The sequence below is a fragment of the Metapseudomonas cellulosilytica genome, from assembly GCF_049334135.1.
Classification (GTDB): domain Bacteria; phylum Pseudomonadota; class Gammaproteobacteria; order Pseudomonadales; family Pseudomonadaceae; genus Metapseudomonas.
This window is the reverse complement of record NZ_JBHZGN010000006.1, coordinates 257,343-276,505: the sequence shown is the minus strand read 5'-3', so window position 1 is coordinate 276,505 and position 19,163 is coordinate 257,343. Positions and strand designations below refer to the sequence as shown.

The window sequence follows — 19,163 nt, the reverse complement described above, 5'->3', positions numbered from 1 at the left end:
CATGTTCGGCCTGCTCAAGACGTGGAAAGCCCTCGAAGCCAAAGGCATCATGGGCATCAATCGGCGAAACGCGGACTATGTGCTGAAGTACAACAAGCGGCACCTGTACCCGATCGTCGACGACAAGATCATCACCAAGCAGCGCGCCATCGAGGCGGGGATCCACGTACCGGAAATGTACGGCGTGATCTCCACCGAGAAGGAAATCGAGAAGCTCAACGAGATCATCGGCGAGCGCAACGACTTCGTGATCAAGCCGGCCCAGGGCGCCGGCGGCGACGGCATCCTGGTGATCGCCGACCGCTTCGAAGGCCGCTACAAGACGGTATCCGGCAAGATCATCAGCCACGAGGAAATCGAGCACCAGATTTCCTCCATTCTCACCGGCCTGTACTCACTCGGCGGGCACCGTGACCGCGCGCTGATCGAGTACCGCGTGACCCCGGACCAGATCTTCAAGAGCATCAGCTACGAAGGCGTGCCGGACATCCGGATCATCGTGCTGATGGGCTACCCGGTGATGGCCATGCTGCGCCTGCCGACCCGGCAGTCCAACGGCAAGGCCAACCTCCACCAGGGCGCCATCGGCGTCGGCGTGGACCTGGCCACCGGCGTGACCCTGCGCGGCACCTGGCTGAACAACAAGATCGCCAAGCACCCGGACACCACCAATGCGGTGGACGGTGTGCAGCTGCCGAACTGGGACGGCTTCATGAAGCTGGCCGCCGGCTGCTACGAGCTGTGCGGCCTGGGCTACATCGGTGTCGACATGGTGCTGGACCAGGACAAGGGCCCGTTGATCCTTGAACTCAACGCCCGCCCAGGCCTGAACATCCAGATCGCCAATGACTGCGGCCTGACCCACCGCGCCCACGCCGTCGAGGCCCGCCTCGAAGAGCTGAAGGAAAAGGGCACCCAGGAAACCCCGGAAGAGCGCGTGCGGTTTTCCCAGGAACTCTTCGGCTATGTGCGGCCGGCGGAAATCTGAGCCATCGCTGCATGAAAAAAGCCCGGCCGAGTGCCGGGCTTTTTCATTGTGAGTGTCTGACCAGGGCCAAAGATAGGCGTCATCCGTAGGGTGGACCACGCTTCACCGGTCCACCATGGGAGAGCCGGCCGGGCACCGCTGGTGGATGAAAGAGCGCCATCCACCCTACGAAAAGCGGAACCAGGTGCCGGGCTTTTTCATGGTGGTTTCCAGCCAGGGCCAAAGGTGGGCTCATCCGTAGGGTGGACCACGCTTCACCGGTCCACCATGGGAAGGCTGGCCGAGCACCGCTGGTGGATGAAAGAGCGCCATCCACCCTACGAAAAGCGGAACCAGGTGCCGGGCTTTTTCATGGCGGTTTCCAGCCAGGGCCAAAGGTGGGCTCATCCGTAGGGTGGACCACGCTTCACCGGTCCACCATGGGAAGGCTGGCCGGGCACCGCTGGTGGATGAAAGAGCGCCATCCACCCTACGAAAAGCGGAACCAGGTGCCGGGCTTTTTCATGGTGGTTTCCAGCCAGGGCCAAAGGTGGGCCCATCCGTAGGGTGGACCACGCTTCACCGGTCCACCATGGGAGAGCCGGCCGGGCACCGCTGGTGGATGAAAGAGCGCCATCCACCCTACGAAAAGCAGATCCAATAAAAAGGGGCCATCAGGCCCCTTTTCATCTACCCGACAACTCAGTCATTGCTCGGCTTGTTCACCGCCTGCAGCACGTACTGCGGCAGGGCGAAGGCGCCGACATGGATTTCCGGGTTGTAGTAGCGGGTCACGATGCCGCTGCCGGCATAGCGCTGACGCAGGGTTTCCACGGGCAGCTTGCGCAGTTCGGGATCGGTGGCGCCCCAGGCGAAGGTCATGGCGCCGCCGATATAGGTGGGCACCGCCGCCTGGTAGAAGTGCCAGTCGGCGAACAGGCTGTCCATGCGGCTGGCGGTGGTCTGCACTTCGCCCAGCTGCATGAAGGGCGTGCCGTTCTGGGTCACCAGCACGCCGCCGTCGTTCAGGCAGCGGCGGCAGGCCTGGTAGAAGTTCTCGGAGAACAGCACCTCGCCCGGACCGATGGGATCGGTGGAGTCGGAAATGATGACGTCGAACTTCTCCTCGGTGGTGGCGACGAAGCGCATGCCGTCATCGATCACCAGGTTCAGGCGCGGGTCCTCATAGGCCCCCTTGGAATGGTTTGGCAGGAACTCCTTGCACATGTCCACCACCGTGCCGTCGATCTCGACCATGGTGATGCGCTCGATATCGCGGTGCTTGCACACTTCGCGGAGCATGCCGCCATCGCCACCGCCGATGATCAGCACGCTCTTCGCCGCGCCATGGGCGAGGATCGGCACATGGGTGAGCATCTCGTGATAGATGAACTCGTCCGCCTCGGTGGTCTGGATCACGCCGTCCAGCGCCATGACACGGCCCATGCGGGCGTTCTCGAAGATCACCAGGTGCTGGTGCTCGGTACGCACTTCGTGCAGCAGCTTGTCCATGCGAAAGCGCTGGCCGTAACCGTCGTAGAGAGTTTCCTGATAGTCGCTCATGGGTTGTTTCCCCTGCTGGCTGTATTGGCGGACGGTGCCTCCGCCCCACGAAAAGGCGCGCATTCTACTTTGGCTTGGGTGACAGGTCGAACCGCGGCGGGAGAATTTGAAAGTCAGTTTTGCAGAGACGGCGCAGCACCAGGAGAATATCGTCACACCCTGACCGCAGCCGCTCCCTACAGCAGATTCCCGCGAGCCCATCGAGCCCATGCGCCTTGAATATTTCGAGCCCTGGAGCTGGAAGCAGTTCCAGCAACATTTCGCCCTGCGGCGCCTGCCCGGCGTCGAGCAACTGACGGCCGACAGTTACTGCCGCAGCTTCCGCCTGGGCGAACGTAGCGGCTGGCTGCGCCTGCGCCCGCTGGTCGGCGCCCTGCAACTGGAGTTGAGCCCATCGGCCCGGGACCTCGCGCCGCAACTGCTGCCGCGCATCCGCCGCATGTTCGACCTGGACAGTGATCCGGCCACCATCGCCCGCCACCTGGGCCAGGACCCGCTGCTGCAGGAGCTGCTGGCCCGCTACCCCGGCCTGCGCCTGCCGGTGGCCTTCGACCCTTTCGAGCAGGGCGTGCGCACCATCATTGGCCAGCAGGTCACGGTGAAGGCGGCGGTGACCATCGCCGGACGCCTGGTGGAGCGGCTCGGAGAGCCGCTGGCGGAGGCGGAGCCCGATGGCCCGCAGCAACTTTTCCCGACCCCGCAGGCTATCGCCGACGACCTTCTGCCCGGTATCGGCATGCCCGGCAAGCGTGTCGACACCCTGCGCCGCTTCGCCCAGGCGGTGGCCGATGGCAGCCTTGAACTGAACCTGACGGGCGGCGTCGAAGCCCTGGTGGACCGCCTCTGCGCCCTGCCCGGCATCGGCCGCTGGACCGCCGAATACATCGCCTTGCGCGCCTTCGGCCAACCGGACGCCTTTCCCACCGCAGACCTCGGCCTGCTCAAGTCGCCGCTCTGGGGGCCGGACGGTATCAGTGCGCGGGCGCTGGCCAGCCGGGCAGAACAGTGGCGCCCCTGGCGCGCCTATGCGGCCGTCTATCTCTGGCAGAGCTATGCGGAGGAAAGCTGAAATGCATTACCGCTACCACGACAGCCCCATTGGTCCGCTGCTGCTGGCCGGCGACGACAGCGGCCTGCAACTGCTGCACATGGACGCCGCGCAACCCTGGGAACTGGATCCGGCCTGGCATCCGGCGAAACGGGAGCTGGACGAGGCCTGCCGCCAGTTGGACCTGTACTTCCAGGGCCGCCTGAAGCGCTTCGACCTGCGCCTGGCGCCCCGTGGCACCGCCTTCCAGCAACAGGTCTGGCGGGCCCTGCAGGATATCCCCTATGGCAGGACCACCAGCTACAGCGAACTGGCGGAAAGCATCGGCCGGCCGAAATCGGTGCGCGCGGTGGGCACGGCCAACGGCGCCAATCCCATTGCCATCGTCATCCCCTGCCACCGTGTCATCGGCCGTGATGGCAGCCTGACCGGCTATGCCGGCGGCCTGTCGCGCAAGGCGCTGCTCCTGAAGCTGGAAGGCGTCAAGCTGCAGCCGGAGCAGGACCAGTTGCTGCTGATCTGACCCGCAGCGGATCACGACCAGGTGATCAGGGCTGGCGGATGCGCGCCAGCACCTTGGCCGGCTCCGCCAATGGCAGCTCGATGATCAGTCCTTCCCCCGACCTGGGCGATACCCCGGTCAGCGCCTTGATGTTCACCTGGTGGCTGACCATGATCACCGGCCGGTCCTTGGGCACATTCTCGATGGCTTTGCGCATCTCCGCCTTCTGCGCCTCCTGGCTTTCCGGATCGCTGAAGAAGGAGTCCAGTGCCGAAAGCGTCTCCACCGCCCCCAGCCCCATTTCCTGGGCGGTGTCCTGGGCGCGGCACCAGCTGCTGGTATAGAGGCGCGGCTGTTCCACCTTGCGCCGCACCAGCAACCTGCCCCAGCGCCGCGCCTCCTGGCGTCCTCGCTCGCTGAGGTTGCGCTGGGTGCTGCAATCGCCCAGGCGAAAGCCTTCCGGATCGCCCGTACCGGGCGCCGTGGTGTGACGCAGGAGGAGAACGGCCTTGCCCTCGCGCAGGGCCTGCCAAGCCGCTTTCTGGTCGGCCGCCGTCGGCAGGGCCAGCAGCGCGCACAGCAAAAGGACGATGAGTCGGGTCATGGTCGGGTCGCCGGTTGCGACGCCCGGCCACTGATTGCCCTGTGCAGGCCCGAATCCGGCCGGGCCGCAACGACGCAGAGGCAGGAACCCATGGAAGACGCTCCCTGGTGGATGCAGTCACCCCAAGGATAGATCGACTGACGGAACCCTACCTCGCGCTCCGTCAGACGAATCGGGCGGCGTCAGCAACGCGCCAGGTCGATCACCGCGAAGCTGGCCACCGTCTCGTGGCCGTCCAGGAGCCCCCCCTCACGGGCCAGGCCGATGGTCTGCATACCGGCCTCGCGGGCCGCGTCCAGCTCCTGGACCACATCGGAAAGGAACAGGATCTCGTCGCCGGGCAGGCCGATCGCCGCGGCGATGCGCTGGTAGGACGCCACCTCGCGCTTGGGTCCGGAGGTGGTATCGAAGTAGCCGGAGAACAGCGGAGTCAGGTCACCCGCCTCGGAGCAACCGAAGATCAGCTTCTGCGCCTGGATGGAGCCGGAGGAATAGGCGTAGAGGTCGTAGCCCTGTTCCTTCCAGCGACGCAATGCCTCCACCGCGTCCGGGTAGACGTGGCCCTTGAGCTGCCCGGCGCGATAGCCCTGCTCCCAGACCATGCCTTGCAACGCCTTGAGCGGCGTGGCCTTGCGGTCTTCGGCGATCCACCCCAGGAGGATTTCCACCACCCGTTCCGGGCTGGCGGCGGCTTCGCCGCTTTCCGCTCGGACGGCCTCAATCTGCCGCGCCACGTCCGGCTCGTCCGCGTGGGCGAGTACGAACGCCGGCAGATGGCGAGCGGCGAAGGGGAAGAGCACGTCGAAGACGAAGCTCACCGCGCTGGTGGTGCCTTCGATGTCGGTGAGGATGGCCTTGATGGGCATAGGAAAACTCCAGATGAATCAGGTACGGCCGAGCACGGGAAAGGTGGGCTGAAGCCCACCCTACGGCGCGGCGCGGATGAAACGATTGCGGGGCATCAGTCTTCCAGCTGCGGGAAGCGCTTGGCGATGTCGTCGCCGGTGAAGTTGGCGACCCAGCCTTCCGGGTTGTTGAACAGGCGGATGGCGACGAAGTGCGGGTATTCGCCCATGTCGAACCAGTGGCGGGTGCCGGCCGGTACGGAGATCAGGTCGTTCTTCTCGCAGAGCACGGCATACACGTAATCGTCGATATGCAGGGTGAACAGGCCGCGACCGGCGACGAAGAAACGCACCTCGTCCTCGCCATGGCGGTGTTCGTCGAGGAACTTGGCGCGCAACTCGGCCTTCTGCGGGTGGTCGCTGGTCAAGCTGACCACGTCCACGGTGACGTAGCCCTGCTCCTGCATGAGCCGGTCGATCTGCGGACGGTAAGCGGCGATCACCTCTTCCTGGCTGGCGCCGGGAGCGATGGGCGCGGACGCCTCCCAGCGCTCGAAGCGCACGCCGACGGCGGCCAGGGTGGAAGCGATGTTGTCCAGGTGGGTCAGGACCTTGTTGGGCAGGTCCGGGCTGGATTCGTGGTAGACGGTCAGGCTGCTCATCTGGGTACTCCTTGCGGGCGTCCTCCCGACTCTCTGGCGGGTCGGACGGCTCCGGTGTCAGTCAGGCATCTTCGTGCGAAGGAAGCATCAGCGCTGGGTGATCGACAGGGTCTTCAGCTCGCACTCGAAGAGAAATTCGAAGGCTTCGACCTGACGCAGGGCGTCGCTCATGCGCGGCCCCCAAGTATAGAGGCCATGGCCACGGATCAGGTAACCCACGCAGTCCGGGTGCTGGTCCAGCCAGGACTGCACCTTGGCGGCCAGGCGGGCGATGTCCTGGTCGTTGTCGAAGATCGGCACCAGCACCTGGGACTCATGGGTGGTGATGCCGCTGAAGGCCTTCTGCAACTCGTAGTCGGCGAACACCAGGGAATCGGCCAGGGTCAGGCGCGAGAGCACGGTGGCGTTCACCGAATGGGTGTGCAGCACCGCGCCGATTTCCGGCTTCCAGCGGTAAAGCTGGGTATGCAGCAGGGTCTCCGCCGACGGCTTCTTGCCCGGTTCCAGGCTGTTGCCATCGAGGTCGGTCGCCAGCACATCGTCCAGCCCCAGCTGGCCCTTGTGCTTGCCGGAGACGGTCAGCAGCGCTTCGCTGGCGGACAGGCGCGTCGAGTAGTTGCTGCTGGTGGCCGGAGACCAGCCGCGGTCGTACAGGAAACGGCCGGCTTCGATGATTTCCTGGGCGAGTTGTTGGCGATTCATGCCCGCTCCTCCTGCAATCGGGTGGCAATGATAACGGCTGCGACGAGCGCAGCGAGACTGGCGATGACGTAGGTCCAGACCGGCCCCAGGCTGCTCCAGCTATAGCCTGAGTAGAGTGCGCCGAGGGCGCCACCGGTGCCGGCCAGGGCGGCATAGAGCGCCTGGCTCTGTCCCTGCTGGCGCGGTCCGAACCGACGTTGCACGAAATGAATGGCGGCTGCGTGAAAGCTGCCGAAGGTAGCGGCGTGCAGCAATTGGGCGAACAGCAGCACCGGCAACTGGTCGGCGAAGTTGCCCAGCAGCAGCCAGCGCAGCGCGGCGATCAGGACGCTGGCCAGCAGTACCGTACGCACCGAATAGCGCGCGAGGATGCGCGCCATCACCAGGAACAGCAGCACTTCGGCCACCACCCCCAGCGCCCAGAGCTGGCCGATCAGGCTGCGCGAGTAGCCGAGAGCCTCCAGGTAGATGGTCTGGAAGCTGTAGTAAGGGCCATGGGACAGCTGCATCAGCCCCACACATAGATAGAAGGCCAGCACGCCGGGCTGGCGCAACTGGGCGAGGAAGCCGCCCTGCCCCGCCACCTCCGGCCGCGCCTGGGGCGTGGCATTGGGCACCCAGAAGCTGCTGAGGACGATGCCGCCCATGATGAACACCAGCGCCCAGGGATAGAGATCCAGGCTGAACAGCTCGAACAGCTTGCCCAGGCCGATCACCGTGAGAATGAAACCGATGGAGCCCCAGAGCCGCACCTGGCTGTAGCGCGCTGCCTGCTCCTTGAGGTGCGCCAGGGTGATCACCTCGAACTGCGGCAGCACCGCATGCCAGAAGAAGGCGTGCAGGGCCATGATCAACGCCAGCCAGGCATAACTGTGGCTGACGAAGATCAGCGAGAAAGTCACCAGAGTGCAGAAGGCGCCGAAGCGGACGATGTCCAGGCGCCGGCCACTGCGATCGCCCAGCCAGCCCCAGAGGTTGGGCGCCACGCAGCGCATCAGCATGGGAATGGCCAGCAACTCGCCGATGCGCGCACTGGAAAAGCCCAGGTGCGCGAAATACAGGCCGAGGAAGGGCGCCGTGGCGCCCAGCAGGGAGAAATAGAAGAGGTAGAAGCTGGACAGCCGCCAGTAGGGCAGCGCGCTCGCGCCGCCCGTCACAGCTGGCCGAGCACCGGGGTCTCGACCTGCACGCCGGCGTTCTGGGCGCGGTGGCGCAGCAGGTGGTCCATCAGCACGATGGCCATCATGGCTTCGGCGATCGGGGTGGCGCGGATGCCCACGCAGGGGTCATGGCGGCCCTTGGTGACCACCTCCACCGGATTGCCGTGGATATCGATGGAACGGCCGGGGGTGGTGATGCTGGACGTCGGCTTCAGCGCCAGGTTGGCGACGATCGGCTGGCCGGAGGAAATGCCGCCGAGGATGCCGCCGGCATTGTTGGAGAGGAAGCCCTCCGGGGTCAGCTCGTCACGATGCTGGGTGCCGCGCTGGGCCACGCTGTCGAAGCCGGCGCCGATCTCCACGCCCTTGACCGCGTTGATGCTCATCAGCGCGTGGGCCAGTTCGGCGTCCAGGCGGTCGAAGATCGGCTCGCCCAGGCCCGGCGGCACGCCTTCGGCGACCACGGTGATCTTCGCGCCCACCGAATCCTGGTCGCGGCGCAGCTGGTCCATGTAGGCCTCCAGCTCCGGCACCTTGTCCGGGTCGGGGCTGAAAAAGGCGTTCTGCTCCACCGAATCCCAGGTCTTGAAGGGAATCTCGATGGGGCCGAGCTGGCTCATGTAGCCACGCACGGTGATGCCCTGGGTGGCCAGGAACTTCTTGGCGATGGCGCCGGCGGCCACGCGCATGGCGGTTTCCCGCGCCGAGGAGCGGCCACCGCCACGGTAGTCGCGGATGCCGTACTTGTGGTGGTAGGTGTAGTCGGCGTGGGCCGGGCGGAACAGGTCCTTGATCGCCGAGTAGTCCTTGGACTTCTGGTCGGTGTTGCGGATCAGCAGGCCGATGGCGCAACCGGTGGTCTTGCCTTCGAACACGCCGGAGAGGATTTCCACCTCGTCGGCTTCCTGGCGCTGGGTGGTATGGCGGCTGGTGCCCGGCTTGCGGCGGTCGAGGTCACGCTGCAGGTCTTCCAGGGACAGTTCCAGACCCGGCGGGCAGCCGTCGACAATGGCGACCAGCGCCGGACCATGGCTTTCGCCAGCGGTGGTGACGGTGAACAGCTTGCCGTAGGTGTTGCCGGACATGCACAGTGCTCCGCAGAAATGGGCCTCGATCGAAGGTCGAGCAGTATACCCGCGGCGTCCGGCCAGTTCACCCCTCGAACCTTGTGCCGTCGGCCACGTCCAACCCGCCATCCAGGACACCACCCCGACCCATGCTGCGATTCCTCCTGCTGATCCTCCCTTTCCTCGCCGGCCTGGCCCAGGCCGAGCCCCAAAGCGTGCTGCAACGCCCCATCGAGCTGGATACCGGCAACGGTGTGCTGTACGGCACCCTGCTGCGGCCGAAGACCGAGCGTGCGGTGCCGGTGGCTCTGATCATCGCCGGCTCCGGCCCCACCGACCGCGACGGCAACAATCCCATGGCGGGTCGCAACGACAGCCTGAAGAAGCTTGCGCAATTGCTTGCGCGCAACGGCATCGCCAGCCTGCGCTATGACAAGCGCGGCATTGCCGCCAGCCGGGACGCCGGCACCGACGAGCGCCAACTCAGCATCGAGCTCTACGCCCGCGATGCGGCGGCCTGGGGCCAGCGCCTGAAGCAGGACCCGCGCTTCTCCCGCCTGATCCTCATCGGCCACAGCGAAGGCGCGCTGATCGCCAGCCTGGCCGCGGATGCGGCCGGAGCCGACGCCCTGGTGAGCATCGCCGGCAGCGCACGCCCCATCGACCAGCTGCTGCGCGACCAGTTGCAGGACCGCCTGCCGCCGCCCCTGCTGGCCCAGAGCGATGCCCTGCTGACCAGCCTGCGGGCGGGCCAGCAGGTGGCCGAAGTGCCACAGGCGCTGGAGGTGCTGTTCCGGCCAAGCGTGCAGCCCTACCTGATTTCCCTGTTCCGCCAGGACCCGGCGCAGGCCTTCGGCCGCTTGCGGATACCGGCGCTGATCCTCCAGGGCAGCCACGACATCCAGGTCAGCGTGAGCGATGCCGAGCAGCTCAAGGCCGCCAGGCCCGACGCTGAACTGGCCATCATCGAAGGCATGAACCACATGCTGCGTATCGTGCCGCTGGACATGGAGCAACAGCTGGCGTCCTACAGGAACCCGCAGCTGCCCCTGGCGCGAGCACTGGGCGAGCACATCCTGGCCTTCATCCAGGGGCTTCCCGCCTCCAGGAATGCGGAAAGCGGCCGATAACACCTCAGCTCTGCCAGAAACCTCACAAAGTACGGAAAGAGTGCTCAGCAAAACCGGCACGAACGTTCTACATTCGTCGGCGCAGGCCCCTACAAGGTATTTCCCGATGACCCAAAGCACAGCCGAACAGCACGCTTCCGAAGAAGCCACCCCTCAGCCCCACCCCTGGGCGGAACTGGCTGCGGAGCGCTTCGAGTTGCTGCGCCTCGCGCCGCTGCCCATCGACCGCCATACCGGCGCGCGGCCGCTGCGTTTCGTCGAACTGGGCCGGGTGGAGCGCCACGGCAAGGACCAGAGCCTGCTGCGGCTGGTGATCCAGCTGCCCGGGCAGAAGGTCCGCAAGGAGCAGAACCTGCTGGAAGTCTGGGCCGATCATCGCAACAAGGAAGTCCGCTTCGGCCCGGATAGCGGCTTGCAGCTGGAGCCGCAGAACCGCGGCCTGGGGCGCTTCCTGCTGGGCCAGGGCATCGCCTGGGCCAGGCAACGCTGGGCACACTATCGGATCGAAGGCGGCGCGCTGCCGGCCAGGGACGCACTGGACAACGAGGTACGCCTGCGCCGCGACCACGTGCTCAGGGCCCAGGGCTTCGAGGTCAACTACCTGGACAACCTGCAGCTCAAGGCCAGCTATGGCGCCGGCCGGGTCAGCGAACTGCACGGTGACTGGCACCGCGAGAAGGTGCAGGTGGTGGACCTGCAGGAGGCCGCGGCGATGCTGGAACAGGCCGACCAGAACCTGCAGCGGCAGGAGGTGGCGATCCGCAAGCTGGAGGAGCGGATCGCCGTTTACAAGCGCGAAGACAGCGGCCTGCGCTTCACCATCGCCTGCCTGGTGGCCTTCGCCGTGTTCCAGGCAGGCCTGCTGATCTGGATCGCCACTCGCTGACCCCTGGGGGTCAGCCGTTCAGCCGCGCGCGGAACAGTGCCTGGTGCTCGCGGCATTGTCTGGCACTGAGCATGAACACGCCATGGCCACCGTGCTTGAAGTCCAGCCAGAGGAAGTCCACCTCCGGGTAGAGGGCTTCGACGTGCACCTGGCTGTTGCCCACTTCGACTATCAGCAGGCCCATTTCGGTCAGGTGATCAGCCGCTTCGGCCAACATCCGCCGTACCAGGTCCAGGCCATCGGCGCCGCAGGCCAGGCCCAGTTCGGGTTCGTGGTGATACTCGGCCGGCATGTCGGCGAAGTCCTCGGCATCCACGTAGGGCGGGTTGGAAACGATCAGGTCGAAACGCTGCCCCGGCAGCCCGTCGAAACCGTCGCCCTGCACCGTGTAGACCCGCTCTTCCAGGCCATGGCGCTCGATGTTCAGGTTGGCCACTTCCAGGGCGTCGAAGGACAGGTCGCCCAGTACCACTTCAGCTTCCGGGAAGGTATGGGCGCAGGCGATGCCAATGCAGCCCGAGCCGGTGCAGAGGTCGAGGATGCGCGCCGGCTCCTGGGGCAGCCACGGGGCAAAGCGCTGCTGGATCAGCTCGGAGATCGGCGAGCGGGGCACCAGGACCCGCTCGTCGACCACGTAGGGCATGCCGCAGAACCAGGCCTCACCCAGCAGGTAGGCCACCGGCACGCGTTCCTCGATGCGCCGGCGGAGCAACTCGCGCAGTTCGGCGCACTCGTCTTCTTCCAGCCGGCAGTCCAGGTAGCTGTCGGCGACCTCATAGGGCAGATGCAGCGCGCCCAGCACCAGCTGACGCGCTTCGTCCCAGGCATTGTCGGTGCCGTGACCGAAGAACAGGTTTTCAGCATGGAAACGGCTGACAGCCCAGCGGATGTGATCACGCAGGGTTCGCAGGCGGGACTCGGACACGACAGCTACCTCAACAAACGGGCCGCCAAGTCTAGCACCCCTCCCGCCTCGCGGCAGCTCGCGACAGCCGACGAACGGATACCTGGAGCGACCACTCGAACCGCCCTGCAGGCCCCATGGCGACTGAATGCCCTGCTTGCGACCGGGCAACTGGACCTTGGTCCATGGTTCACTTATTCGTCCGCTCGGCGGACAATAGTGGCCATGTCGTACTCGGAGGTCCGCATGTCCGCCCCAAAATCCATGTTCCAGCTCAGTGGCCGCGGTTATCCGCCAGCCAATCTGAACAATGCCACCCTGGTCGTCATCGACGCCCAGGAAGAGTATCGCAGCGGCGTCCTTGCCCTACCCGGCCTCGATGCGGCCCTCGACGAGATCGCCAGCCTCCTCGCCGCCGCCCGCGCCATGGGTAGCGCCATTGTCCACGTGAAGCACCTCGGCGTGCCCGGCGGTATCTTCGACCCCCGTGGCGAGCGCGGCGAGCACCTTCCCGAAGTCGCCCCCCTGGCGGGCGAGATCGTGGTCGAGAAGCGCCTGCCCAACGCCTTCGCCGGAACCGATCTGCACGACCGCCTGCAGGCCATCGGCCATCTGGACCTGATCGTCTGCGGCTTCATGACCCATTCCAGCGTCAGCACCACAGTCCGCGCCGCCAAGGACTATGGTTATCGCTGCACGCTGGTGAGCGCCGCCTGTGCGACCCGTGACCTGCCGACCGTCGATGGCGGCGTCATCAGCGCGGAAGAGATGCACCGTGTCGAGGTGATCGCCCTCGCCGACAACTTCGCCAGCGTGGTGCCGCAGGCCAAGGCGCTGATCTAAGCGCCGTTACATCCCGCGACATCCGCCGGGGCAATGACCGGAACCACCGCCAGCTGGCGCCGGTCATACCCCGATCATGCAAGAGGACGTCCGGATGAAGTTATCCGATGGTTTCGATGCCCGCCGCCTGCGCCCACGGCGCCCGGGCAGCTGGCGCTGGCGTTTCGCGGCAGCACTGGCGGCGCTGTTCGCCGGATTCGGCGTAATGCTGGCGATGGCCGGTACCGCCACCCTGCTGGGACGCCCCCCTGCCCTTGGCCCACTCAACGACAGCACCGGTGCGGCCATCGTGCTGCTGCTCTTCGGCCTGCTCTTCCTCTGGGTCGGTGTAATTGCCTGGCGCCTCTGCCGACGGCGGTCCCGACGCCGCAGCGACCTCAGCCTGTCACCCCATCTGATGAAGAAACGCGACTGAGCCTCGAGCCGGGCATTTGGGTAAACTAGCCGCCCTTCGCGGAGGCCTGTATGCAAGACGACGCCCAGAAAGACGACGAAAGCTCCCTGTTCGCCATGGAAATGCGCGGCGTAAAGCGCATCCAAACCGATCACGCCGACACCGGCAAGGTACGCACCGACCGGAAACAGCTCGCCAGCCGGCGGCAGAACGCCACCCTGAGCGTCGCCAGCGTCAAGGTGGACGGCCTGTCCGACCAGTTCGTCATCGACGTCGGCGCGGAGGATGAGCTGTTCTGGGCCCGCGATGGCGTCCAGGAAGGTCAGATGCGCAAGCTCAAGCAGGGTCAGATCGGCTTCGAAGGCAGCCTCGACCTGCACGGCATGACCGTGGAAAAGGCGCGTGAGACCCTCTGGGACTTCATCGCCGAAGCCACCCGCTTCGAGGTGCGCTGCATTCGCGTGACCCATGGCAAGGCGGCGCGCCTGGACGGCAAGCGTCCGCTGATCAAGAGCCACGTCAACACCTGGCTGCGCCAGCATCCCCAGGTGCTGGGCTTCACCTCCTGCCTGCCGAAGCACGGCGGCACCGGCGCGGTCTACGTGATGCTGCGGCGGACCATGCTGGAAGGCCGCGACGAGTGACCGGAAGGCTGCCGGCGGGCCAGCCGTCTGCCCGAGCCCGAAAATGACCGGTGCTGGCGCATGGCGCCCTTGCCAGCAGCCCCCTTGGCGCCCTACCCTGCGCAATTGCGTAAATCCCCACAGGAATCTCCATGTCCCTGGAACAGCATTACACCGCCATCCTCGGCCAGCTCGGCGAGGATGTCTCCCGTGAAGGCCTGCTCGATACCCCGAAGCGCGCCGCCAAGGCGATGCAGTATCTCTGCCGCGGCTATGAACAGACGCTGGAAGAGGTCACCAACGGCGCCCTGTTCAGCTCCGACAACAGTGAAATGGTGCTGGTGAAGAACATCGAGCTGTATTCGCTCTGTGAACACCACCTGCTGCCGTTCATCGGCAAGGCGCACGTGGCCTACATCCCCAACGGCAAGGTACTGGGCCTGTCCAAGGTTGCGCGCATCGTTGACATGTACGCCCGCCGCCTGCAGATCCAGGAAAACCTCAGCCGCCAGATCGCCGAAGCCGTACAGCAGGTCACCGGTGCCCTGGGCGTGGCCGTGGTCATCGAAGCCCAGCACATGTGCATGATGATGCGCGGTGTGGAGAAGCAGAACTCCACCATGGTCACCTCGGTGATGCTCGGCGAGTTCCGCGAGAACGCCGCCACCCGCAGCGAATTTCTCAGCCTGATCAACAACTGAGTTTCGCTACCCCATGAGAAAGCCGGCGCAAGCCGGCTTTTTCGTTGGCGCAAGACAAAAGGGTCGCCGGGAACCATTGGCCCCGAAATTCTCCTGCGATTGGCTATAGGGATTCGCGCGCCCCGCGCGCAACCTGAACCTGCCCCTTCCGCCCTTTCCAGGAGATGGACCATGTCGAATCAGGTGACCCGCAAATTCCTGATCCGCGCCGCCCGGCAATCCGCCGACCGACTTCTGCCCCGCCTGTGCGACCTGGCCGCGAGCCTCGGCGGCCAACTGGACGCCCTCGAACCCGGCGCCTGGGTCATCACCGGCGCGGGTGACTCCGGCAGCGCAGCCGAAGCCCTCGGTGGGCTGTTCGACAGCGGTCTGGTGAGTTGCCTGAACTTCACCGACTAGAAGCTCTTGCCGTCCACCTTCACGACCTTGAGCCCGTCCACGGGCACATCTTCCAGGCAACGCACGTTCACCGCGGCCATGGCCTTGCCCTTGGCGTCCGCAGCCTCGCCGAAAGGCGCGCAGCCACAGGTGGCACAAAAGTGGTGGGCGATATGCATGCGGTTGAAGCGGTAGGTGGAAAGGTCGGACTCCGGGGTGGAGAGCCTGAGTTGCTCACGGGGGACGAACCAGAGCAGGTAGCCGCGCCGGCTGCACAACGAGCAGTTGCATTCCATGACCTGCTCCAGGGTGCCCTCCACCTCGAAAGCGATCTTCCCGCAATGGCAACTGCCTCGGTACTTCATGGCCGGCACTCCGTTGGACGCCTGTTGCCAGGCTGGAACGCCCAACTTAGTACAGGCGCGGGCGGTCCGCCATGGCAGAGCGCGCCTCCCCCGTTCAGCCGAAGAAGCGTTTCATCGAGCGTGACAGCCAGCCGCTGTTGCTGTGGTCCTGGGTCAACTGCTGCATGTTGGCCTTCACCGCCTCGACGTAGTTGGCATCGTCGTTGCGGATGTGATTGAACAACCAGCGCCCGAGCAGGCCCTTGAGCTCGTCGGCCACGTCTTCGGCGGCCTCGTGACGCGTGCGCAGCACGTTGACCCGCCGGATGAACAGCTCATGGACCTTCTTGTGCGCTCGGCTGAACCGGTAGCCGGCGTCTTCCAACAGGGCTTCCTCGAAGGCGAAGTGCGACAGGGTATAGTCGACCACTTCCTCGATCACCCGCGCCACGGCAGCCTTGTCCTGCTCCACCTGGGCGGCGTGCAACGCATTGATCATCTCGACGATACGCTTGTGCTGGCCATCGATGACATCGATACCGGTGTCCAGATCACTTTCCCACTCGAGAAACACCACCTGCCCTCCTCGCCGCGCAGCCCTGGCATTGTTTGGAAATACGAAAACGCCAATAGGCTAGAGGCTGAAAGCAGGAGAAATCTTGATATCAATCAATAGGATGAGGACAAACAGCGACTAAATCGCCGGATCAGCCGTTATCCACCCGACGCGCCCGCCCTCAAACGAAAAAGCCGGCTTGCGCCGGCTTTCTCGTTGAACGGAGGACGCTCAGTCCAGCATGCCCACATGCCGCGGATGGCTGGCCACGCGGTCCAGCCAGGCGAGGATGGCCGGGTAGCCGGACAGGTCGAAACCGCCCTCATGGGCTACATGGGTGTAGGCATAGAGGGCGATATCGGCGATGGAGAACTGGTCGCCCACCAGGTACGGCGTGCGCTGCAGCTGCTTCTCCATCACTTTCAACGCCTTGTGCCCGCGCACCTGGCAGACCTTGTACTCCTCGAAGCGATCTTCCGGCATGCCCTGGTAGAGCTGGATGAAACGCGCCACCGCCACATAGGGTTCATGGCTGTACTGCTCGAAGAACTGCCACTGCAGCACCTGGGTGCGCAGGCGCGGCTCAGCGGGCAGCAGGTCGCTGCCTTCGGCGAGGAAGTTCAGGATGGCGTTGGATTCCCAGAGGGTGGTGCCGTCTTCCAGCTCCAGCACCGGAATCTTGCCGTTGGGATTCTTCTCCAGGAACTCGGGGCTCTGGGTCTCGCCCTTGAGGATGTCTACCGGTACCCACTGATACGGCAGGCCAAGCAGGTTGAGGATCAGCTTGACCTTGTAGCAGTTGCCGGACTTGTAATCGCCGTAAACCTTGTACATCGCTTCCCTCCTCTGTGGTCAGGCAGCTTCCGCTGCCTGGGCCTGACGGATGACGCCCGCGAGCCGCTTCAGGCCTTCGCCCAGGCGCTCGGGTGCTACGTGGCTGAAGTTCAGGCGCAGGTGGCCCGGATGCTTGTCCGGGTCGATGAAGAACGGCTCGCCCGGCATGAAGGCGACGTTCTGCTCCAGCGCCGGCTTGAGCAGGGTGCGGGTGTCCAGCGGCTGCTTCAGGGTCAGCCAGAAGAACAGCCCGCCCTGGGGGATTTCCCAGGTGGCCAGCTCGCCGAAGTGCTCTTCCAGTGCCGATTGCATGTTGTCACGGCGGATGCGGTAGAAGTCGCGCAGCTCGGCCAGGTGATCGCGGTACTGCTCGGTACCGAACCATTGCAGCGCCTGCCACTGGCCGATGCGGTTGGTGTGCAGGTCGGCCGACTGCTTCAGGCGCAGCAGGTGCGGGAAAAGATCCGGGGTGGCGATCAGGAAGCCCACCCGCAGGCCAGGCAGCAGGGTCTTGGATACGGTGCCGGTATAAATCCAGCTGGTCTTCTTCAGGCGGCTGACGATGGGGGTGGCGCTGCCTTCGTCGAATACCAGCTCACGGTAGGGTTCGTCTTCGATCAGGGTCACGCCGAACTCGTCCAGCAGCGCGGCGACCGCGTCGCGCTTGGCCTCGCTGTAGCGGGTGCCGGACGGATTCTGGAAAGTCGGGATCAGGTAGGCGAAGGCCGGCTTGTGCTGCTCCAGACGCTGGCGCAGGGCGGCGATTTCCGGGCCGTCGGCTTCCTGGGGCACGGCGATGCAATCGGCGCCGAACAGCTGGAAGGCCTGCAGGGCCGCCAGGTAGGTGGGCGCCTCCAGCAGCACCTCGGTGCCCGGATCGATGAACAGCTTGGAGGCCAGGTCCAGGGTTTGCTGGGAACCGCTGACGATCAGTACCTGGCTCGCCTCGCAGGGCACGCCGAGGGCACGCGCCTCGGCGGCGATGGCCTCGCGCAGTGCCGGCTCGCCCTCGCTCATGCCGTACTGGCCCATGCTCGCCGGCATCTCGGCCCACTCCACCTTGGGCAGCATCGGCTCGGCCGGCAGGCCTCCGGCGAAGGACATCACTTCCGGACGCTGGGCGGCAGCAAGGATTTCGCGGATCAGGGAGCTTTTCAGGCGGGCGATGCGTTCGGAGAAGGCCATGGATTGTCACCGGGTGCGGAAGCGAGAAAATTGAGTCAAACTGCTTGACCGAAACTACGACGACCGCGACAGAAACGTCAATATGCTTGACCTGAAAAATCCCGCCATTCAGCAGGCCGCCATGGAAGCCTTCTTCTTCGGCTACCAGGCCTTCACTGGCAAGCCGGACGAAATCCTCGCCCGCCGTGGCCTGTCGCGGGTGCATCACCGCATCCTGTTCTTCATCGCCAAGTATCCGGGACTCAGCGTCAAGGAGCTGCTCGGCTACCTGGGGGTGACCAAGCAGGCGCTGAACACCCCCTTGCGGCAGCTGATCGAGATGAAACTGGTGGATAGCGCAGCGGCGATCGATGACAAGCGCAAGCGCCTGCTGGGGTTCACCGCCGAAGGGGCTAAGCTGGAGCAGGCCCTGCGCCGGGAGCAGGCGCGCCTGCTGCAACGCGCCTTCGGCGAAGCCGGGGAAGAAGCGGTGCGCGGCTGGCTGGCGGTCAACCAGGCGCTGTGCACGGTACGGCAGAGTGATGTCGCCGAAGGCTAGGAAGCCGCTTGCAACTCCCGCGCGGCGCGGAAGAACACCAGCACCATGGCCACATTGGCCGCGATCAACGGCAGCAGGCCCAGCATCATCAGGACGATGGTCGCCATCATGATACCGCCCACCACATCCAGCCAGGCCATGACCCGGAACGCCGGATAGACGTTCTGCACCTTGAGCAGCCTCACGCCGAGCCAGGCGGTCAGGGCGCCGAGCACGGCAACCACGCCGAAGTAGAACAGCATCGGCCAGCCTGGCTGGGTGCTGGCGTCGCCCAGGAGGAGATCCAGACCCTCGATTGCCAGGCTGACCATGATCACCGCCCAGACCGGCGCCGCCAGCCCCTCCCCGGAAAAACGCGCTTCGGCGAACAGTTTGAGGCGGATCAGCAAATAGCAGCCCAGCAAGGTCAGGGCCACGCCCAACCAGTCGGTCAGGCGGGTCATCAGCAGATCCTCGGTGGCGCCGGCAGCCACCGCAAGCCCGGTGAGAATCAGGGTTCCCACCGCGCTGACCAGGCTCAGCCAGGCCAGCAACCTGAGGTTGCCGGGCGTCCAGCCGCGCAATTGCCGCGGCCCCCGGTCCTCAACCAGGTCGACCCTGGGAGCGGCGTAGGGATTCTCGTCCATGGCTGTCACTCCAGACTGCAAAAGCATCACAGTAGCCGCTGAACCCCCGGGTGCCAACCGACTGTATCGCTCAACCCGCGCATTGCTGTATCGGGACGTTG

The 19,163-nt window shown here is 65.4% G+C and carries 24 protein-coding genes; 11 read left to right on the top strand and 13 right to left on the bottom strand.

The features are described 5' to 3' along the window. Position 1: 1 nt before the first annotated feature. The gene (locus tag ACFW0H_RS10510) at positions 2-988 is read left to right on the top strand and encodes an alpha-L-glutamate ligase-like protein (RefSeq protein WP_422913839.1); all 987 of its coding nucleotides are present in this window, start codon (positions 2-4) and stop codon (positions 986-988) included. 681 nt (positions 989-1,669) lie between these two features. On the opposite strand, the gene speE is transcribed toward ACFW0H_RS10510, so the two are convergent. After that, positions 1,670-2,530: a polyamine aminopropyltransferase gene (gene speE, locus ACFW0H_RS10505; RefSeq protein WP_422913838.1), complete on the bottom strand. Its 861-nt coding sequence runs from the start codon at positions 2,528-2,530 to the stop codon at positions 1,670-1,672. A 208-nt stretch (positions 2,531-2,738) separates the two neighbouring features. On the opposite strand from speE, the gene ACFW0H_RS10500 reads away from it, so the two are divergent. Together ACFW0H_RS10500 and ACFW0H_RS10495 are read left to right on the top strand one after the other, a co-directional pair. Next, positions 2,739-3,599 carry a DNA-3-methyladenine glycosylase family protein gene (locus tag ACFW0H_RS10500; protein WP_422913837.1) on the top strand — a complete coding sequence of 287 codons (861 nt, stop codon included), beginning with the start codon at positions 2,739-2,741 and terminating at the stop codon, positions 3,597-3,599. A 1-nt stretch (position 3,600) separates the two neighbouring features. Beyond that, positions 3,601-4,101 carry a methylated-DNA--[protein]-cysteine S-methyltransferase gene (locus ACFW0H_RS10495; RefSeq protein WP_422913836.1) on the top strand — a complete coding sequence of 167 codons (501 nt, stop codon included), beginning with the start codon at positions 3,601-3,603 and terminating at the stop codon, positions 4,099-4,101. Between the two features lie 25 nt (positions 4,102-4,126). On the opposite strand, the gene ACFW0H_RS10490 is transcribed toward ACFW0H_RS10495, so the two are convergent. The 6 genes from ACFW0H_RS10490 to aroC all read right to left on the bottom strand — a co-directional run bounded on the left by ACFW0H_RS10490 (position 4,127) and on the right by aroC (position 9,138). Next, complete coding sequence (locus tag ACFW0H_RS10490) at positions 4,127-4,684, bottom strand: histidine phosphatase family protein (protein ID WP_422913835.1); 558 nt, start codon at positions 4,682-4,684, stop codon at positions 4,127-4,129. A gap of 182 nt (positions 4,685-4,866) precedes the next feature. Next, positions 4,867-5,550, bottom strand: a complete 684-nt coding sequence (gene mtnC / locus ACFW0H_RS10485; RefSeq protein ID WP_422913834.1) for an acireductone synthase — start codon at positions 5,548-5,550, stop codon at positions 4,867-4,869. Between the two features lie 95 nt (positions 5,551-5,645). Continuing rightward, positions 5,646-6,191, bottom strand: a complete 546-nt coding sequence (locus ACFW0H_RS10480; RefSeq protein ID WP_422913833.1) for a 1,2-dihydroxy-3-keto-5-methylthiopentene dioxygenase — start codon at positions 6,189-6,191, stop codon at positions 5,646-5,648. An 87-nt stretch (positions 6,192-6,278) separates the two neighbouring features. After that, positions 6,279-6,893: a methylthioribulose 1-phosphate dehydratase gene (locus ACFW0H_RS10475; protein ID WP_422913832.1), complete on the bottom strand. Its 615-nt coding sequence runs from the start codon at positions 6,891-6,893 to the stop codon at positions 6,279-6,281. Next, the gene (locus tag ACFW0H_RS10470; RefSeq protein ID WP_422913831.1) at positions 6,890-8,050 is read right to left on the bottom strand and encodes an MFS transporter; all 1,161 of its coding nucleotides are present in this window, start codon (positions 8,048-8,050) and stop codon (positions 6,890-6,892) included. The genes ACFW0H_RS10475 and ACFW0H_RS10470 overlap by 4 nt, the downstream gene beginning before the upstream one ends. Beyond that, positions 8,047-9,138 (bottom strand): chorismate synthase, encoded by a 1,092-nt coding sequence (gene aroC / locus ACFW0H_RS10465; protein ID WP_422913830.1) that lies wholly within the window; start codon positions 9,136-9,138, stop codon positions 8,047-8,049. Before aroC ends, ACFW0H_RS10470 begins: the two co-directional genes overlap by 4 nt. Positions 9,139-9,269: 131 nt before the next feature. On the opposite strand from aroC, the gene ACFW0H_RS10460 reads away from it, so the two are divergent. Both ACFW0H_RS10460 and ACFW0H_RS10455 read left to right on the top strand, forming a co-directional pair. Beyond that, the gene (locus tag ACFW0H_RS10460; protein ID WP_422913829.1) at positions 9,270-10,250 is read left to right on the top strand and encodes an alpha/beta hydrolase; all 981 of its coding nucleotides are present in this window, start codon (positions 9,270-9,272) and stop codon (positions 10,248-10,250) included. Positions 10,251-10,356: 106 nt separating this feature from the next. Further along, a complete protein-coding gene (locus ACFW0H_RS10455; protein ID WP_422913828.1) occupies positions 10,357-11,136 on the top strand; it encodes a hypothetical protein in 780 nt (259 codons plus the stop codon). A 10-nt stretch (positions 11,137-11,146) separates the two neighbouring features. Here the strand turns inward: ACFW0H_RS10455 and prmB are convergent, their stop codons facing one another. Next, positions 11,147-12,061 carry a 50S ribosomal protein L3 N(5)-glutamine methyltransferase gene (gene prmB / locus ACFW0H_RS10450; RefSeq protein ID WP_422913827.1) on the bottom strand — a complete coding sequence of 305 codons (915 nt, stop codon included), beginning with the start codon at positions 12,059-12,061 and terminating at the stop codon, positions 11,147-11,149. A 225-nt stretch (positions 12,062-12,286) separates the two neighbouring features. Between prmB and ACFW0H_RS10445 the strand changes: the two genes are divergently transcribed. The 5 genes from ACFW0H_RS10445 to ACFW0H_RS10425 all read left to right on the top strand — a co-directional run bounded on the left by ACFW0H_RS10445 (position 12,287) and on the right by ACFW0H_RS10425 (position 15,000). Further along, positions 12,287-12,883, top strand: a complete 597-nt coding sequence (locus ACFW0H_RS10445) for a cysteine hydrolase family protein (RefSeq protein ID WP_422913826.1) — start codon at positions 12,287-12,289, stop codon at positions 12,881-12,883. Between the two features lie 94 nt (positions 12,884-12,977). Further along, entirely contained in the window at positions 12,978-13,298 is a 321-nt protein-coding gene (locus tag ACFW0H_RS10440) for a hypothetical protein (protein ID WP_422913825.1), read from the top strand. A gap of 50 nt (positions 13,299-13,348) precedes the next feature. Further along, the gene (locus tag ACFW0H_RS10435; protein WP_422913824.1) at positions 13,349-13,921 is read left to right on the top strand and encodes a Smr/MutS family protein; all 573 of its coding nucleotides are present in this window, start codon (positions 13,349-13,351) and stop codon (positions 13,919-13,921) included. A gap of 131 nt (positions 13,922-14,052) precedes the next feature. Continuing rightward, entirely contained in the window at positions 14,053-14,601 is a 549-nt protein-coding gene (gene folE / locus ACFW0H_RS10430) for a GTP cyclohydrolase I FolE (protein ID WP_422913823.1), read from the top strand. 171 nt (positions 14,602-14,772) lie between these two features. Next, entirely contained in the window at positions 14,773-15,000 is a 228-nt protein-coding gene (locus ACFW0H_RS10425) for a hypothetical protein (protein WP_422913822.1), read from the top strand. Here ACFW0H_RS10425 and ACFW0H_RS10420 read toward each other — a convergent pair. The 4 genes from ACFW0H_RS10420 to ACFW0H_RS10405 form a co-directional block, all read right to left on the bottom strand. Then, the gene (locus tag ACFW0H_RS10420; RefSeq protein ID WP_422913821.1) at positions 14,997-15,344 is read right to left on the bottom strand and encodes a GFA family protein; all 348 of its coding nucleotides are present in this window, start codon (positions 15,342-15,344) and stop codon (positions 14,997-14,999) included. The two genes, ACFW0H_RS10425 and ACFW0H_RS10420, sit on opposite strands and share 4 nt — an antisense overlap. A gap of 94 nt (positions 15,345-15,438) precedes the next feature. Further along, entirely contained in the window at positions 15,439-15,900 is a 462-nt protein-coding gene (locus tag ACFW0H_RS10415) for a bacteriohemerythrin (protein ID WP_422913820.1), read from the bottom strand. A 210-nt stretch (positions 15,901-16,110) separates the two neighbouring features. Continuing rightward, the gene (locus tag ACFW0H_RS10410; protein WP_422913819.1) at positions 16,111-16,713 is read right to left on the bottom strand and encodes a glutathione S-transferase family protein; all 603 of its coding nucleotides are present in this window, start codon (positions 16,711-16,713) and stop codon (positions 16,111-16,113) included. A gap of 18 nt (positions 16,714-16,731) precedes the next feature. Then, the gene (locus ACFW0H_RS10405; protein ID WP_422913818.1) at positions 16,732-17,898 is read right to left on the bottom strand and encodes an aminotransferase-like domain-containing protein; all 1,167 of its coding nucleotides are present in this window, start codon (positions 17,896-17,898) and stop codon (positions 16,732-16,734) included. Between the two features lie 82 nt (positions 17,899-17,980). On the opposite strand from ACFW0H_RS10405, the gene ACFW0H_RS10400 reads away from it, so the two are divergent. Next, entirely contained in the window at positions 17,981-18,436 is a 456-nt protein-coding gene (locus ACFW0H_RS10400) for a MarR family winged helix-turn-helix transcriptional regulator (protein ID WP_422913817.1), read from the top strand. Here ACFW0H_RS10400 and ACFW0H_RS10395 read toward each other — a convergent pair. Then, complete coding sequence (locus tag ACFW0H_RS10395; RefSeq protein WP_422913816.1) at positions 18,433-19,062, bottom strand: hypothetical protein; 630 nt, start codon at positions 19,060-19,062, stop codon at positions 18,433-18,435. The two genes, ACFW0H_RS10400 and ACFW0H_RS10395, sit on opposite strands and share 4 nt — an antisense overlap. Between the last annotated feature and the right edge of the window lie 101 nt (positions 19,063-19,163).

Excerpts from the sequence above, each read along its gene's own strand:
- ACFW0H_RS10510 (WP_422913839.1), top strand. The coding sequence starts at position 2 with ATGTTCGGCCTGCTCAAGACGTGGAAAGCCCTCGAAGCCAAAGGCATC.
- speE (WP_422913838.1), bottom strand. The coding sequence starts at position 2,530 with ATGAGCGACTATCAGGAAACTCTCTACGACGGTTACGGCCAGCGCTTT.
- ACFW0H_RS10500 (WP_422913837.1), top strand. The coding sequence starts at position 2,739 with ATGCGCCTTGAATATTTCGAGCCCTGGAGCTGGAAGCAGTTCCAGCAA.
- ACFW0H_RS10495 (WP_422913836.1), top strand. The coding sequence starts at position 3,601 with ATGCATTACCGCTACCACGACAGCCCCATTGGTCCGCTGCTGCTGGCC.
- ACFW0H_RS10490 (WP_422913835.1), bottom strand. The coding sequence starts at position 4,684 with ATGACCCGACTCATCGTCCTTTTGCTGTGCGCGCTGCTGGCCCTGCCG.
- mtnC (WP_422913834.1), bottom strand. The coding sequence starts at position 5,550 with ATGCCCATCAAGGCCATCCTCACCGACATCGAAGGCACCACCAGCGCG.
- ACFW0H_RS10480 (WP_422913833.1), bottom strand. The coding sequence starts at position 6,191 with ATGAGCAGCCTGACCGTCTACCACGAATCCAGCCCGGACCTGCCCAAC.
- ACFW0H_RS10475 (WP_422913832.1), bottom strand. The coding sequence starts at position 6,893 with ATGAATCGCCAACAACTCGCCCAGGAAATCATCGAAGCCGGCCGTTTC.
- aroC (WP_422913830.1), bottom strand. The coding sequence starts at position 9,138 with ATGTCCGGCAACACCTACGGCAAGCTGTTCACCGTCACCACCGCTGGC.
- ACFW0H_RS10460 (WP_422913829.1), top strand. The coding sequence starts at position 9,270 with ATGCTGCGATTCCTCCTGCTGATCCTCCCTTTCCTCGCCGGCCTGGCC.
- ACFW0H_RS10455 (WP_422913828.1), top strand. The coding sequence starts at position 10,357 with ATGACCCAAAGCACAGCCGAACAGCACGCTTCCGAAGAAGCCACCCCT.
- ACFW0H_RS10445 (WP_422913826.1), top strand. The coding sequence starts at position 12,287 with ATGTCCGCCCCAAAATCCATGTTCCAGCTCAGTGGCCGCGGTTATCCG.
- ACFW0H_RS10440 (WP_422913825.1), top strand. The coding sequence starts at position 12,978 with ATGAAGTTATCCGATGGTTTCGATGCCCGCCGCCTGCGCCCACGGCGC.
- ACFW0H_RS10435 (WP_422913824.1), top strand. The coding sequence starts at position 13,349 with ATGCAAGACGACGCCCAGAAAGACGACGAAAGCTCCCTGTTCGCCATG.
- folE (WP_422913823.1), top strand. The coding sequence starts at position 14,053 with ATGTCCCTGGAACAGCATTACACCGCCATCCTCGGCCAGCTCGGCGAG.
- ACFW0H_RS10425 (WP_422913822.1), top strand. The coding sequence starts at position 14,773 with ATGTCGAATCAGGTGACCCGCAAATTCCTGATCCGCGCCGCCCGGCAA.
- ACFW0H_RS10420 (WP_422913821.1), bottom strand. The coding sequence starts at position 15,344 with ATGAAGTACCGAGGCAGTTGCCATTGCGGGAAGATCGCTTTCGAGGTG.
- ACFW0H_RS10410 (WP_422913819.1), bottom strand. The coding sequence starts at position 16,713 with ATGTACAAGGTTTACGGCGATTACAAGTCCGGCAACTGCTACAAGGTC.
- ACFW0H_RS10405 (WP_422913818.1), bottom strand. The coding sequence starts at position 17,898 with ATGGCCTTCTCCGAACGCATCGCCCGCCTGAAAAGCTCCCTGATCCGC.
- ACFW0H_RS10400 (WP_422913817.1), top strand. The coding sequence starts at position 17,981 with ATGCTTGACCTGAAAAATCCCGCCATTCAGCAGGCCGCCATGGAAGCC.
- ACFW0H_RS10395 (WP_422913816.1), bottom strand. The coding sequence starts at position 19,062 with ATGGACGAGAATCCCTACGCCGCTCCCAGGGTCGACCTGGTTGAGGAC.